14 protein-coding genes are annotated in these 13462 nt (G+C 71.3%); 7 read left to right on the top strand and 7 right to left on the bottom strand.

Annotated elements, in window-relative coordinates; translation table 11 throughout:
* Window positions 1-27 precede the first annotated feature (27 nt).
* Window positions 28-1026, bottom strand: a complete 999-nt coding sequence (locus tag ACFY61_RS24520; protein ID WP_389475086.1) for a WD40 repeat domain-containing protein — start codon at window positions 1024-1026, stop codon at window positions 28-30.
* Between the two features lie 88 nt (window positions 1027-1114).
* Here ACFY61_RS24520 and ACFY61_RS24515 point away from each other — a divergent pair, with 88 nt between their 5' ends.
* Window positions 1115-1804, top strand: a complete 690-nt coding sequence (locus ACFY61_RS24515; protein ID WP_389475084.1) for a GDSL-type esterase/lipase family protein — start codon at window positions 1115-1117, stop codon at window positions 1802-1804.
* A gap of 84 nt (window positions 1805-1888) precedes the next feature.
* Here the strand turns inward: ACFY61_RS24515 and ACFY61_RS24510 are convergent, their stop codons facing one another.
* The gene (locus ACFY61_RS24510; RefSeq protein ID WP_389475082.1) at window positions 1889-2878 is read right to left on the bottom strand and encodes an aldo/keto reductase; all 990 of its coding nucleotides are present in this window, start codon (window positions 2876-2878) and stop codon (window positions 1889-1891) included.
* A 256-nt stretch (window positions 2879-3134) separates the two neighbouring features.
* On the opposite strand from ACFY61_RS24510, the gene ACFY61_RS24505 reads away from it, so the two are divergent.
* Both ACFY61_RS24505 and ACFY61_RS24500 read left to right on the top strand, forming a co-directional pair.
* Entirely contained in the window at window positions 3135-3974 is an 840-nt protein-coding gene (locus ACFY61_RS24505) for a helix-turn-helix domain-containing protein (RefSeq protein WP_389475080.1), read from the top strand.
* Window positions 3975-4264: 290 nt separating this feature from the next.
* A complete protein-coding gene (locus tag ACFY61_RS24500) occupies window positions 4265-4486 on the top strand; it encodes a hypothetical protein (RefSeq protein WP_389475078.1) in 222 nt (73 codons plus the stop codon).
* A gap of 64 nt (window positions 4487-4550) precedes the next feature.
* Here the strand turns inward: ACFY61_RS24500 and ACFY61_RS24495 are convergent, their stop codons facing one another.
* The 4 genes from ACFY61_RS24495 to ACFY61_RS24480 form a co-directional block, all read right to left on the bottom strand.
* Window positions 4551-5588 (bottom strand): alpha/beta hydrolase, encoded by a 1038-nt coding sequence (locus ACFY61_RS24495; RefSeq protein WP_389475076.1) that lies wholly within the window; start codon window positions 5586-5588, stop codon window positions 4551-4553.
* A gap of 326 nt (window positions 5589-5914) precedes the next feature.
* A complete protein-coding gene (gene thpR / locus ACFY61_RS24490; RefSeq protein WP_389475074.1) occupies window positions 5915-6472 on the bottom strand; it encodes an RNA 2',3'-cyclic phosphodiesterase in 558 nt (185 codons plus the stop codon).
* A 34-nt stretch (window positions 6473-6506) separates the two neighbouring features.
* On the bottom strand, window positions 6507-7850 hold the full coding sequence (locus ACFY61_RS24485) for an MFS transporter (protein ID WP_389475072.1): 1344 nt from the start codon (window positions 7848-7850) through the stop codon (window positions 6507-6509).
* A 28-nt stretch (window positions 7851-7878) separates the two neighbouring features.
* Window positions 7879-8316, bottom strand: a complete 438-nt coding sequence (locus tag ACFY61_RS24480; protein WP_389475070.1) for a MarR family winged helix-turn-helix transcriptional regulator — start codon at window positions 8314-8316, stop codon at window positions 7879-7881.
* A 152-nt stretch (window positions 8317-8468) separates the two neighbouring features.
* Between ACFY61_RS24480 and ACFY61_RS24475 the strand changes: the two genes are divergently transcribed.
* Window positions 8469-8651, top strand: a complete 183-nt coding sequence (locus tag ACFY61_RS24475) for a ribbon-helix-helix protein, CopG family (protein ID WP_389475068.1) — start codon at window positions 8469-8471, stop codon at window positions 8649-8651.
* Here ACFY61_RS24475 and ACFY61_RS24470 read toward each other — a convergent pair.
* A complete protein-coding gene (locus tag ACFY61_RS24470) occupies window positions 8644-10095 on the bottom strand; it encodes an NCS2 family permease (protein ID WP_389475066.1) in 1452 nt (483 codons plus the stop codon). The genes ACFY61_RS24475 and ACFY61_RS24470 overlap by 8 nt on opposite strands.
* 139 nt (window positions 10096-10234) lie before the next feature.
* On the opposite strand from ACFY61_RS24470, the gene ACFY61_RS24465 reads away from it, so the two are divergent.
* From ACFY61_RS24465 to ACFY61_RS24455, 3 genes are all read left to right on the top strand, one after another.
* Window positions 10235-10537 carry a DUF2530 domain-containing protein gene (locus ACFY61_RS24465; RefSeq protein ID WP_389475064.1) on the top strand — a complete coding sequence of 101 codons (303 nt, stop codon included), beginning with the start codon at window positions 10235-10237 and terminating at the stop codon, window positions 10535-10537.
* Between the two features lie 75 nt (window positions 10538-10612).
* A complete protein-coding gene (locus ACFY61_RS24460) occupies window positions 10613-13075 on the top strand; it encodes an HAD-IC family P-type ATPase (protein ID WP_389475062.1) in 2463 nt (820 codons plus the stop codon).
* A gap of 121 nt (window positions 13076-13196) precedes the next feature.
* Window positions 13197-13457 carry a hypothetical protein gene (locus ACFY61_RS24455; RefSeq protein WP_389475060.1) on the top strand — a complete coding sequence of 87 codons (261 nt, stop codon included), beginning with the start codon at window positions 13197-13199 and terminating at the stop codon, window positions 13455-13457.
* Window positions 13458-13462 lie beyond the last annotated feature (5 nt).

Below are 13462 nucleotides of genomic sequence, written 5' to 3'. Positions count from 1 at the left end.
TCTGCCCACCCGGCCCCGGGGGCGGCGTCAGGCGCGGCGGCGGAAGAGCGCGCGGAGGCCCAGCCAGACGGCGGTGGCCGCGGCCAGCGCCACCGCGCCCACCGCGAAGTCGCCGGACGGCGGAGCAGGTTCCGGCGAGGCCGCGCCGGGCGTGGCGCCCGGCCGCGGCGGCGCGGCGGACGCGGTCCCGCCGGGCTTCACCGGCAGCGCCAGGACCTCGCTGCGCGGCCCCTCCGCCCCGAACATCAGCACCGACCCGTCCGCCGAGTACGCCGCTGACTCCGCCTGCCCCTGGAACGGCGCGTCCAGCCGCTCCCCCTCGCCCTGGGGCCGGCCGTCGCGCCACGGGAACGTACGGGCCCACAGGTAGCCGCGCAGCGTGAGCGCGGTGCCGTCCGGGGAGAACGCGCCGTCGGTGACCCAGGGCACGCCGGCGATCCGCCGGAACGTGTTCGGGCCGGCCGCCGACAGCCGCTCGGGCCCCTCGTACAGCCCGCCCGTCTCCTTGTGCTTGCTGGCGATGTAGACCCGGCCGGTCTTCGGATGGACCATCAGGGCCTCGGCGTCCCGTGGGCCGTCGGCGTAGCGGACGGTGAACTGGGTCGCCTCCACGGTCACGTCGCCGAGCCGTTCGGGCTCGGGGAAGCGGTAGATCCACACGTGCTTCCACGTGCCGTCCCGGTTGTCGCCGATGTCGCCGACGTACAACTGCCCGTCGGGGCCGAGGGAGATGGCCTCCACGTCGCGGGGCCGGCCGACGCCGGTCATCGTCACCCGGGCGACCGTCCGGCCGGTCGCCGAGTCCACGCCGTACACGTACGGGCCGTCGTCGCTGTCGTTGTGCGTCCAGTACACGCCGGGGTGTGCCCGGCTGGCGGCGAGGCCGCTGGACTCGGTGATCCGGGGGTCCTCGATGACGAACGTGGACGTGCCGGGGAGCCCGGAGGCGACGGCGGCGGGACCGGGGAGGAGGGCGGAGCCGGCGGCGGCCAGGGCCAGGGCCAGGACGGACGGAAGACGGCGCATGTCCCAAGCCTGCCAGGGCGCCGGGCGTGTCCGGCATCACAGCGCGGCGGGCTCGGCCCGCCGACCGCGCGTCCACGATGATGTCGGGATGCGTTTCCTGTTCGTCGGCGATTCCATGACCATCGGGCGCGCCGGCGACTGGACCTGGCGTTACCGCATGTGGCAGCACCTCAACGCGACGTTCGGCGGCCCCTACCGGATCGTCGGCCCGCGTACCGAGCTGTACGACACCTTCGCCGACGCGCCCGTCTCCCACGACTACGCCGACCCCGGCTTCCCGGCGCACGCCCGCCGGCACCTGGCCGGCTGGGGCGAGGGCTGGCAGCACATGGCGCCGGTCGCCGCGCGGACCGTCGCCGCGCACAAGCCGGACGTCCTGCTGGTCTCGCTGGGCCTGATCGACCTCGGCTTCTACACGGACGCCGAGCAGACCGCCGTCAACGTGCGTGCTTTCGTCGCCGGTGCCCGCGAGGCCCGGCCTGGTGTGCGCATGGTGTTCATGCCGGTGATCCCGAACAGCCGGGCGGAGGCGGATCCGGACTTCGCCGCGGAGGTCGACCGGTTCAACGAGCTGCTCGCGAAGGCGGTGGCCGACCTGTCGACGCCGGCGTCCCCGATCCTGCTGGCGGCCCGCCCGGAGGGTTACGACATCCACTACGACACCTACGACGGCACGCACCCCAACGCGTCGGGGGAGCACCGGCTGGCCGGCGAGTTCGCCGCGGTCATGCACCAGGCGTGGGGCATCGGCGGCCCGTACACCCGCCGGGCGGACTGAGCGGCCGTCCGGGGGTCTCGCCGCAGCCGGACGTGCCGCCGTGGCCTGTCGTGGCCACGGCGGCACGTGCCTGCCCCTGCCCGGTCACCAGGCGAAGGCCTCCGGGGAGGGTCCGGGGCCGGGGAAGATCTCGTCCAGGCCGGCGAGCACCTCTTCGCTCAGTTCCAGCTCCATCGCGCGCAGGGCGCTCTCCAACTGCTCCGCGGTGCGCGGGCCGACGATCGGGCCGGTGACGCCCGGCCGCGTCAGCAGCCAGGCCAGGGCGACCTCGCCGGGCTCCAGGCCGTGCTTGTCGAGCAGGTCCTCGTACGCCTGCACCTGGGTGCGTACGGAGGTCACCGCGAGGGCGTCGGCGGAGCGGCCGGAGGCCCGTCGGCCGCCCTCCACCTCCTTCTTGATGACCCCGCCGAGCAGGCCGCCGTGCAGCGGGGACCAGGGGATCACCCCGAGCCCGTACTCCTGCGCGGCGGGGAGGACCTCCATCTCGGCCCGGCGTTCGGCGAGGTTGTAGAGGCACTGTTCGCTGACCAGGCCCACCATGCCGCGCCGGGCGGCGATCTCGTTGGCCTGGGCGATCTTGTAGCCGGGGAAGTTCGACGAACCCGCGTAGAGGATCTTGCCCTGCTGGATCAGCACGTCGACCGCCTGCCAGATCTCCTCGAACGGGGTCCGGCGGTCGACGTGGTGGAACTGGTAGAGGTCGATGTGGTCGGTGCGGAGGCGGGTGAGGCTGGCCTCGACGGCGCGGCGGATGTTCAGCGCCGACAGGCGGTCCTCGTTCGGCCAGGTCTCCGACGAACGGGACATGGACCCGTAGACCTTGGTGGCCAGGACGGTCTTCTCACGCCGCCCGCCTCCCTGCGCGAACCAGGAGCCGATGATCTCCTCGGTGCGGCCCTTGTTCTCGCCCCACCCGTACACGTTGGCGGTGTCGACGAAGTTGACTCCCGCGCCGAGGGCGGCGTCCAGGATGGCGTGGCTGGTTGGTTCGTCCGTCTGGGGACCGAAGTTCATCGTGCCGAGGACGAGTCGGCTGACCTTGAGTCCGGTGCGTCCGAGCTGCGTGTACTCCATGGGCCCCAAGCCAACTGCTTCGAGTGCGCTCCAGGCAAGAGCGGCCCCCTCAGCCGCCTGTTTATGCCACCACGCGCATAGTCCCGTCCGTGCATGGACGGCTGACCGCAGGCCGCCGTACCGTCTTGGGGCTGGCCCTGACCATGGCCGCGAACCAGGGGGTTCACATGGCTCGTGCAGAACTGACACGACTCACCGGCAACGGGAACGGGATCGCGGAGGAAGCGTCCGTCCCGTTCCTGGAGTACGTACACGCGTGACGTTCGAGCCCGAGCGGATGGGCCGGTCCAGCCGGGAGCTGGCCGACAAGCTCCGCGAGCTCCGCAAGCGGTCCGGGCTCTCCGGAGCCCGGGTCGCGGCGCGCTGCAATATGTCCCAGTCCAAGGTCAGCCGGATCGAGAACGGCAAGGTCCGGCCGTCGCTGGTGGACGTGGAGCAGATCCTGCGCGCGCTCGACGCACCCCCCGACCTCATCGCGGAAGTCTCCGTCCTGGCGCGCATGGCGAACACGGACTGGCAGGACGCCCGGTCGCTGCGGCGCAGGGGCCTGGACAAGAAGCAGTCCGAGCTCGCCGGCCTGGAGGCGGCCAGCACCGAGCTTCGGTACTTCCTGCTGTCGATGATCACCGGTTTGCTGTCGACCCCCGAGTACATCCGCGCCAGCCTGGCGCACCTCCCCGGTGACCATTCGAAGGCCGTGGCGAGGAAGCTGGAGCGGCAGGAGGCCCTCTACGACCGCTCCAAGCGGTTCACGTTCGTCCTCACCGAGCAGGCCGTGCGCTGGCCGCTGGTGCCGCCGGACGTGTTGGCCGTGCAGATCGACCGGCTGATCTCGCTGACGCACCTGCCCCACCTGCGCCTGGGCGTCATCCCTCTCGGCCCGGTGACGGCTCCTGCCCCGCTGAACACCTTCACCGTGTACGACGACCGCATGGCGACGGTCGAAGTGTCCACGGGCGTCCTGATCCTGCGCGACCCGAGAGACGTGCGCGCCCACCTTCAGGAGTTCGCCGCCTACGAGGACCTGGCCCTCTTCGGGGACCGCGCCCGGGAGCGCCTCACCGCATGGGCCGCGACCTGCCGTAGTGATCTTTAGTCCACCACGTGAATGAGGCTGTGGAGCGGTCGGTTCTGCGGGCAACGATGACGTGTGTCGAGGCGAAGTGATCCTGGAAGGGCGTACGTCGTGAGCAGAGCACAGACGACCATGTCGGGGCCGGTCCACCTCTCGCTGCCCGATCCGCCGCCGAAACCGGCGGACGGCTGCGGCGTCTGCCGTGCCCTGGTCGCACAGCGGTGGGAAGCCCGGCGCCGGGGGGACCTGTCCGCGGTGACCGATGCGAATGTGGAGCTCCGCAACCATCCGCACCCCGCCCGGAGGTTGCGATGACACGTTCGGTCCTGCGGTACGTGGAGCACCGCATCACCCGGCATCCGGGGACGGACGTGACCTTCGAGGCCGAGTGCCTGCGCTGTGAGTGGCAGGCGGCGGCCTCGGACGACGGGGCGGCGGTGGACGTCGAGTGCATGAGCCACACGGGCCGGACGGGGCACCAGGGCTTCCGCCGGTGGTGCACGTCCTTCGCGTGGGTCGAGCGCACGGGGTAGGCCGGAGGCGTTCGCCCGGCGGCTCCCGCCCGGGGGCGGGTGCCGGTGGGTGCGCGGGGCGGCTTCAGAGCCTGCGGGCCCAGTCCTGGGCGAGGCCGTACCACTGGTCGGTGGTGCGGTGCAGGTTGAGGACGTGGCCGGTGTCGGGGACGACCTTGGTCTCGAGGCGGGCCTCGGGCGCGTACAGCGGGCCGATGCTGGCCTTCAGGGCCGCGGAGTCCGAGCAGTCGCTGGCACCCTCGCCGCACAGCAGCTTGTCGTTCTCGCCGAGGACGACGAGGACGGGGACGCGGATCTGCTTGCTGTACGAGACGTCGCCGTGCATGGGGTCCGCGGGGTAGACGCCCGGCTCGGTGGTCGCCTCGTCGTACTCGGTCACCTTGGGGTCGGTGGTGCGCGGGTCGTAGAACCAGGGGGCCTTGGAGCCGGTCCTGAGCGCGGTGTATCCGCTGTCGAGGCCGCGGTGGGCGAGTAGCGGGTGCTGGTCGGCCGTGGTCCACAGGTCGGCCATGGCGCCGAAGGTGGCGTAGTTGGGGTAGCCGCCCTCGCCGGTGAGGATGAGGCCGTCGACGTCCCCGGGGTACTGGACGGCGGTCATGCGGGCGCTGGTGGCGCCGAAGGAGTTGCCGACGAGGATCACCTTGGCGTAGCCGCGGTCGCGCAGCAGCTTGACGATCTGGTGGGTGACGACCTCGTTGGTGTCGGTGGCGTACGTGGAGCTGTGCGGGGCGCTGCTCCGGCCGGTGCCCAGCCGGTCGACGGCCAGCACGGCGTTGCCCGCCTTGACGGCGGCCTCGACGTAGGACGGCTTGCCGGAGTCGCCGCGCATCGTCCAGTACGTGTGGTCGTAGGTGCCGCCGTGCAGCAGGAGCTGGACCGTTCCTCCGCGGGGAGCCCTGGGTTCGCACAGCAGGCCGGAGATCCGCTGGTCGGCGGGGGTGCCGGCGGTCATGGCGACCTGGGTGGAGAAGGAGCCGCAGCCGCTGGGGACGCCGGTGGCGGTGGCCGGCGCGGCGGTGGCCGGGGTGCCCGTCAGGGCGGTGAGGGCGAGTGCGGCGCCTAAGGCGGCGATCGCCGGCCGGGTGCGGAGGTTCAGCTTCATGGGACGGTCCTCGGGTTCAGCCTGGCCCGACGCCCCGTTCGGGCGGGGGGCCGGGTCGGATCACGGAAGTACGGGTACGGAGTGCGCGGCTGGTGTGGCCGTTACACGAGTCGATCGTTGTTCCGCGATCTAGAAGGGCGCCTGAGCGGGGCTGCAGGACGGGACGAGGGGCCGTGCGGTGTGCCCGGGCGTCGCCGGGCGGCGGGTCACTTCAGCGCGGAGGCCGCTGCCACGACGACGAACATCAGCACGAGCACACCGGCCATCACACGGTTTCTGGTCTTCGGATCCACGTATCGAGCGTAACGAATGACCTGGGTCACCCTTCAGCCGGTCAGCGGCCAGGAGCCCTGGACCTCGTAGCGGGGCCGCTCGCCGGGGACGCCGCCGGCCGGGAGGTTGCTGCGGACCAGGTGGAGTTCGCCGACCTGCCAGGGGGCGCCCTCGAACGGGGCGAGGGCGTCGACGAGGGGACGCAGGTCGACGTCGCCGTGGGCGCTGCGGGCGACGGTGAGGTGGGGGGTGTAGCGGCGGTGTTGTTCCATCGGCACGCCGGCCCGGCGGGCGGCGGCGTCGGCCCGTTCGGCGAGCAGGCGCAGGGTGTCGAGGGAGCCTGCGGCGCCGGTCCACAGGGCGCGGTTGCCGAAGTGGCCGGAGCCGTGCAGGCGGAGCCGGAAGGGCTCGGTGCGGGCGGCGGCGCGTTCCATCCGTGCGTACAGCTCGGGCAGGAGGTGTTCCTCGACTTCGCCCATGAACGCGAGGGTGAAGTGCCATCCCGCCTCCGCGGTCCAGCGCAGCCGGCTGTCGTGCGGCAACGCCCGGACCGCGGTGCGGAGTTCGTCGATGGCCTGCTCGGGCGGCAGGACTGCGGCGAAGAGTCTCATGGCCCGAGCGTAGGACCCGCTCCGCGGGAGTGCTCTATGCCACCCGGACCAGTTCGCGCCTTCCGGTGGCGGGGACGAAGGCGACGCCGTGCCGGGAGACGCGGACCTTGAGGTTGCCGACGCGGGACAGCACGAGGCCGATGGCGAGGGCGGCGGCCAGGGAGACCAGTCCGCCGGAGGCCATGCCGACGCGTGCGCCGAAGTGGTCGGTGACCCAGCCCACCAGGGGCGCGCCGACGGGGGTGCCGCCGGTGAACACCATCATGTAGAGGGCCATGACGCGGCCCCGCATCTCGGGGTCGGTGGCCATCTGGACGCTGGAGTTCGCGACCACGTTGACGGTGAGGCCGAACATTCCGATCGGCACCAGCAGCGCGGCGAACAGCCAGAAGCCGGGGGCGAAGGCGGTGGCGAGCTCCAGTACGCCGAACAGTGCGGCCGCCGCGACGAGGAGCCGGAGCCGGTGCCGGCCGCGGCGTGCGGCGAGCAGGGCGCCGGCCAGGGATCCGGCCGCGATGAGGGTGTTGAACAGGCCGTACGTGCCGGCGTCGCCGTGGAAGACGTCGTCGGCGAAGGCGGTCAGCCAGATCGGGAAGTTGAACCCGAAGGTGCCGATGAAGCCGACCAGCACGATCGGCCAGACCAGCTCCGGGTGCCGGGAGACGTACCTCAGGCCTTCGCGCAGCTGGCCCTTGGAGCGGGGCTGTACGGCGGTCCGGTGCAGCTCGGAGGTGCGCATCAGGAGCAGGCCGGCGACGGGGGCGGCGAAGGACAGCCCGTTCAGCAGGAAGGCCCAGCCCGAGCCGACGGCGGTGATCAGCACACCGGCCACGGCCGGGCCGACCAGGCGCGCGGACTGGAAGTTCGCCGAGTTCAGGCTGACGGCGTTGGCCAGCTGGGCCGGTCCGACCATCTCGGAGACGAAGGACTGGCGGGCGGGGTTGTCGACGACCGTGACCAGGCCGAGCAGGAGGGCGGTCAGGTAGACGTGCCAGACCTCGACGTGGCCGGTGAGGGTGAGCACGGCCAGCGCGACGCCGGTGAGGCCCATCGCGCTCTGGGTGGCCACCAGCAGGGGCCGCTTGGGCAGCCGGTCCGCGAGGACGCCGCCGTAGAGGCCGAACAGCAGCATGGGGAGGAACTGCAGGGCGATGGTGATGCCCACGGCGGACGCGGAGCCCGTCAGGGACAGCACCAGCCAGTCCTGGGCGATGCGCTGCATCCAGGTGCCGGTGTTGGAGACCACCTGGCCGGTCGCGAAGAGCCGGTAGTTCCGGATCCTCAACGAGGCGAACATGGATCTCCCGGCGGCGGTGCCGGGGGTTGCAGGGGTGGATGTGTGGCCGGGTGCGGAGTCTGCTCCGTTTCCCGTACTCAAGGGCTTTCGCCTCCTCGCGTCGTGCGTCCTACAGGTGCGCGAGCTTCTCGAGGACGGGTGCCGCTTCGCGCAGCTTGGCCCATTCCTCCTCGGTCAGCTCGGCCGCGAGTCCGGCCAGGAAGGCGTTGCGTTTGCGGCGGCTCTCCTCGAGCATCGCCTCGGCTTCCTCGGTCTGGGTGACCACCTTCTGGCGGCGGTCGTCCGGGTGCGGCTGCAGCCTGACCAGTCCCTTGGCCTCCAGCAGGGCGACGATGCGGGTCATCGACGGCGGCTGGACGTGCTCGCGGCGGGCCAGCTCACCGGGGGTGGCCTGGCCGCAGCGGGCGAGGGTGCCGAGGACGGACATCTCCGTCGGGCTCAGCGATTCGTCGACGCGCTGGTGTTTCAGGCGCCGGCCCAGCCGCATGATGGCCGAGCGGAGGTCGTTCACGGCGCCGGCGTCGTCGCCATGGGAAAGGTCAAGCATGTCCTTAGCTTAACTCATTACTCTCGCTAAAGACCAATGCTTTTCGTCACCTCGGGCCGCGCTCCGCCCGCGGGCGGGTTTCGTCACTCGTACGAGTGAGCTGCTTGCGGAAAGCGACTCACGTCGGCACCCGCTGCCCCGACCCTTTCGGCATGGGGACACATGTGCTGAGCATGCGCATAGACGGGGAGCTCCTCGACCGCCTCCGGACTCATGCCGCCAAACGCGGAATGAGCGTCCAGGACTACGTGGTCCGGACGCTCGTTCGCGATGACTTCGACGAGCGCTTCAAGGCGGCCGTCGACGAGACGGAGAAGTTCTACGGCCTCACGTGAGCCCCAGCGCGGGCATCGCGTAGTAGAAGACGAAGACCGCCGAGACCGCGTACATGGCCGCCGGGACCTCGCGGCCGCGTCCGGTCGCCAGGCGCAGGACGCAGAAGCTGATGAAGCCGATGCCGATGCCGTTGGTGATCGAGTAGGTGAAGGGCATCATCAGCATCGCCAGGAAGGCCGGGACGGCGATGGTGAAGTCGCTCCAGTCGATGTCCTTCACCGATCCCGCCAGGATCAGGAAGCCGACCGCGACCAGCGCCGGCGTGGCGGCCTGGGACGGGACCATGGTGGCCAGCGGGGTGAGGAAGAGCGCCACGGCGAAGAGGCCGCCGGTCACCACGTTGGCCAGACCGGTGCGGGCGCCCTCGCCGACGCCGGCCGTGGACTCCACGAAGCAGGTGGTCGCCGACGACGAGGTGGCGCCGCCGGAGGCGACGGCCAGGCCGTCCACCAGCAGGACCTTGTTGATGCCGGGGAAGTTGCCGTCCTTGTCGATCAGCTTGGCCTCGTCGCCGACGCCGAGGATCGTCCCCATCGCGTCGAAGAAGCAGGACAGCAGCACGGTGAAGACGAACAGCAGGCCGGTGAGCAGGCCGACCTTGCCGAAGCCGCCGAACAGGCTGACCTCGCCGACCAGCCCGAAGTCGGGCATGGCCACCGGGTTGCCCGGCCACTCCGGGACGGTCAGGCCCCAGGCCTGACCCGGCAGGTCCGCCACCAGCTGCACGGCCACCGCGACGACCGTCATGACCACGATCGAGATCAGGATCGCGCCGGGGGTCTTGCGGATCAGCAGCGCCAGGGTGAGCAGCGTGCCCAGGACGAAGACCAGGACCGGCCAGCCGTGCAGGTGGCCGTTGCCGCCGAGCTGGAGCGGGACGGTGGTGTGCGCGGCGTCCGGGATGCGGGAGACGAAGCCGGAGTCGACCAGGCCGATCAGCATGATGAACAGGCCGATGCCGATGGCGATGCCCTTGCGCAGGCCCAGCGGGACGGCGTTCATGACCCGCTCCCGCAGGCCGGTGGCCACCAGCAGCATGACGACGAAGCCGGCCAGGACGACCATGCCCATCGCGTCGGGCCAGCTCATCCGCGGCGCCAGCTGGAGGGCGACGACCGTGTTCACGCCGAGGCCGGCGGCCAGGGCGATCGGGACGTTGCCGATGACACCCATGAGGAGGGTGGTGAAGGCCGCGGTCAGCACGGTGGCGGTGACCAGCTGGCCCCCGTCGAGCTGGTGGCCGTACATGTCCTTCGCGCTGCCGAGGATGATCGGGTTCAGCACGATGATGTAGGCCATCGCGAAGAAGGTCGCGAAGCCGCCGCGGATCTCGCGGGCGAGCGTGGAGCCGCGCTCGGAGATCTTGAAGTAGCGGTCCAGGGTGCCGGTTCCCGGGGAGGGCTCGGGGGAGGTCGCCGTGGCGACGGGGGCCGAGGTGCTCATTCGGTCCTCAAAGTGGTTCGTTTGGGAGGTTCGCACGAGCGAATCCCGACAGAAGCAAACCGTTTCAGTATGAACACATGAACGAAGTGACGTCCATCTCCGCGCGTAGACGTCTGCGAACCGCACCTAGACTGCTGGCATGGCTGGATTCCTGAAGGCGCCGACCCGCGAGGCACCCGAGCCCCTGGAGGGGCCGGTGGTGGCGACCGTCACCGGTGGCACCGTCCTCTGGTTCGCGATGTTCCTGCTCCAGCTCCCCTTCTACGGCTGGTTCGCCGACCGCGACCTGCTGTGGTGGGTGTGGACCTGCGCGGCCGGCGGCGGACTCGGCCTGATCGGCATCTGGTACGTGCGCGCCCGCGACGCCGCCCTCAAGCGGCACGCCGCGGCCCGCACCGCCGCCGACGGCGGCGCCGGGGGGACCGCCCCGACCAGCGAATGATTCCGCTCATCCTGAAGTCGGATCTTCCGGCCGCTCGGCGGGTGAAGCGTTCGGCGGGCCCTTAACGTCGGAAGCATGACGCAGCGGGCAGGAATCGAACACGACGGTCCGGAGCGGGGCGACCCCGCCGGCGCCGCCATCGACGCGGGGGCCGAGCTCGATCCGGTGCACCCGGTGCCGCTGCCCGACCCCGTGTTCAAGCCCGGCGGACTCACCACCGCGGAGGTCGCCGAACGCGTCGCCCGCGGAGCCGTCAACGACGTGCCCGTCCGGTCCTCCCGCTCCACCGCCGACATCGTCCGCGGCAACGTCTTCACCCGGTTCAACGCCATCATCGGCGTGCTCTGGGTGATCATGCTCGTCGTCGCGCCGATCCAGGACAGCCTCTTCGGCTTCGTGATCATCGCGAACACCGGTATCGGCATCATCCAGGAACTCCGGGCGAAGAAGACCCTCGACAGCCTGGCCGTCATCGGCGAGGCCAGACCCAGCGTCCGCCGCGACGGCCGCGCCGCCGGGATCTCCACCTCCGAGATCGTCCTCGACGACGTCGTCGAACTCGGCCCCGGGGACAAGGTCGTCGTCGACGGCGTCGTCGGCGAGGCCGACGGCCTGGAGATCGACGAGTCCCTGCTCACCGGCGAGGCCGACCCGGTCCTGAAGAAGCCGGGCGACCACGTGATGTCCGGCTCCTTCGTGGTCGCCGGCACGGGCGCCTTCACCGCCACCAAGGTGGGCCGCGAGGCCTACGCCGCCCAGCTCGCCGAAGAGGCCTCCCGCTTCACCCTGGTCCACTCCGAGCTGCGCTCCGGCATCTCCACCATCCTCAAGTACGTCACCTGGATGATGGTCCCGACGTCCATCGGCCTGATCGTCAGCCAGCTGATCGTCAAGGACAGCAACCTCAAGGACTCCATCGCCCGCACCGTCGGCGGCATCGTCCCGATGATCCCCGAGGGCCTGGTCCTCCTCACCTCCGTGGCCTTCGCCATCGGCGTCATCCGGCTCGGCCGCAAGCAGTGCCTGGTCCAGGAACTCCCCGCCATCGAGGGCCTCGCCCGGGTCGACGTCGTCTGCCTCGACAAGACCGGCACCCTCACCGAGGGCGGAATGGACGTCACCGAGCTGCGCACCCTCGGCGGCGCCGACCCCGAACACGTGAAGAAGGTCCTCGGCGCCCTCGGCGAGTCCGACCCCCGCCCCAACGCCAGCCTCCAGGCCGTCATCGACGCCTACCCCGACAGCGAGGACTGGCGCTGCACCGAGTCTCTCCCGTTCTCCTCCGCCCGCAAGTACAGCGGCGCCAGCTTCAGCGAGGGCGACGGCGAGAACAGCACCTGGCTGCTCGGCGCCCCCGACGTGCTGCTGCCCCCCGGCGACCCCACCCTGGAGGAGATCGACCACCTCAACGAGCAGGGCCTGCGCGTCCTGCTGCTCGTCCGCACGGCCCGGGAACTCGACGACGAACACGTCACCGCCGGCGTCCGGCCCACGGCCCTGGTGGTGCTGGAGCAGCGGCTGCGACCCGACGCCGCCGACACCCTGCGCTACTTCGACGAGCAGGACGTCCAGGCGAAGGTCATCTCCGGCGACAACGCGGTGTCCGTCTCCGCGGTCGCCGGGAAGCTGGGCCTGCCCGGCGCCGAGAACACCGTCGACGCCCGCCGCCTGCCCACCGAGCAGGACGCCATGGCCGAGGAACTGGACAAGAACGCCGTCTTCGGCCGGGTCACCCCCCAGCAGAAGCGGGACATGGTCGGCGCCCTCCAGTCCCGCGGGCACACCGTCGCCATGACCGGCGACGGTGTCAACGACGTCCTCGCCCTCAAGGACGCCGACATCGGCGTCTCCATGGGCTCGGGCTCCGAGGCCACCCGCGCCGTCGCCCAGATCGTCCTGCTCGACAACTCCTTCGCGACCCTGCCGTCGGTGGTGGCCGAGGGTCGTCGGGTCATCGGCAACATCACGCGCGTCGCGACCCTGTTCCTCACCAAGACGGTCTACTCCGTCCTGCTGGCCATCCTGGTGGTCTGCTCGCAGGTGGAGTACCCCTTCCTGCCCCGCCACCTGACCCTGCTGTCCACCCTCACCATCGGCGTCCCGGCGTTCTTCCTGGCCCTCGCGCCGAACAAGGAGCGCGCCAAGCCGCACTTCGTCAAACGGGTGATGCGGTACGCCGTCCCCGGCGGCGCCGTCGCCGCCGTCGCCACCTTCGTCACCTACCTGGTGGCCCGGTCCCACTACAGCGGCCCCGGCGCGCTGGAGGCCGAGACCAGCGCCGCCACCCTCACGCTGTTCCTCACCTCGATGTGGGTCCTGGCGATCATCGCGCGCCCCTACACGTGGTGGCGGGTCGCCCTGGTCGGGGCGATGGGCCTGGGCTTCCTGCTGGTCCTCGTCATCCCCTGGCTCCAGGACTTCTTCCAGCTCAAGCTGGTCGGCACGACCATGCCGTGGACGGCCGTCGCCATCGCCGCGGCCGCCGCAGCCCTGATCGAGTTCACCTTCCGCTGGGTCGACCGCCGCTTCCCGGGGTAGGCCGGCGGGGCGGGCATCCGGGTGGTACCCGTCCGGACGCGTGTCGGGGCGCGGGGTGCGGAGGCCGGGCTCCTACCTTCCACAGGTGCCGACAGCCAGCCCCCAGCCGGGAGGTACCACCATGAAGCGAACCGCCCTCACCCTCGCAGCCGCCGCCGCCCTCGGAGTGCTCGGCAGTGCCGCGCCCGCCGCCGCCGACGACGGCCCGACGTACGTCTTCGTCGTCGGCAGCACGGTCGTGCAGATCGCCCAGGACGACGTCTTCAACGCCGGCCGCGACGTCACCGTCGGCTCCCACAACGGGCAGGCCCCGGCCGCCGAGCCGGCCGCCGTCCCCGCCTTCCGGAGCATGGCCGCGATCGACTGGGAGAAGGCGTTCTAGCTTCC

It is taken from the genome of Streptomyces sp. NPDC012888, assembly GCF_042900645.1.
Lineage (GTDB): Bacteria > Actinomycetota > Actinomycetes > Streptomycetales > Streptomycetaceae > Streptomyces.
This window is presented reverse-complemented; position numbering and strand designations above follow the sequence as displayed.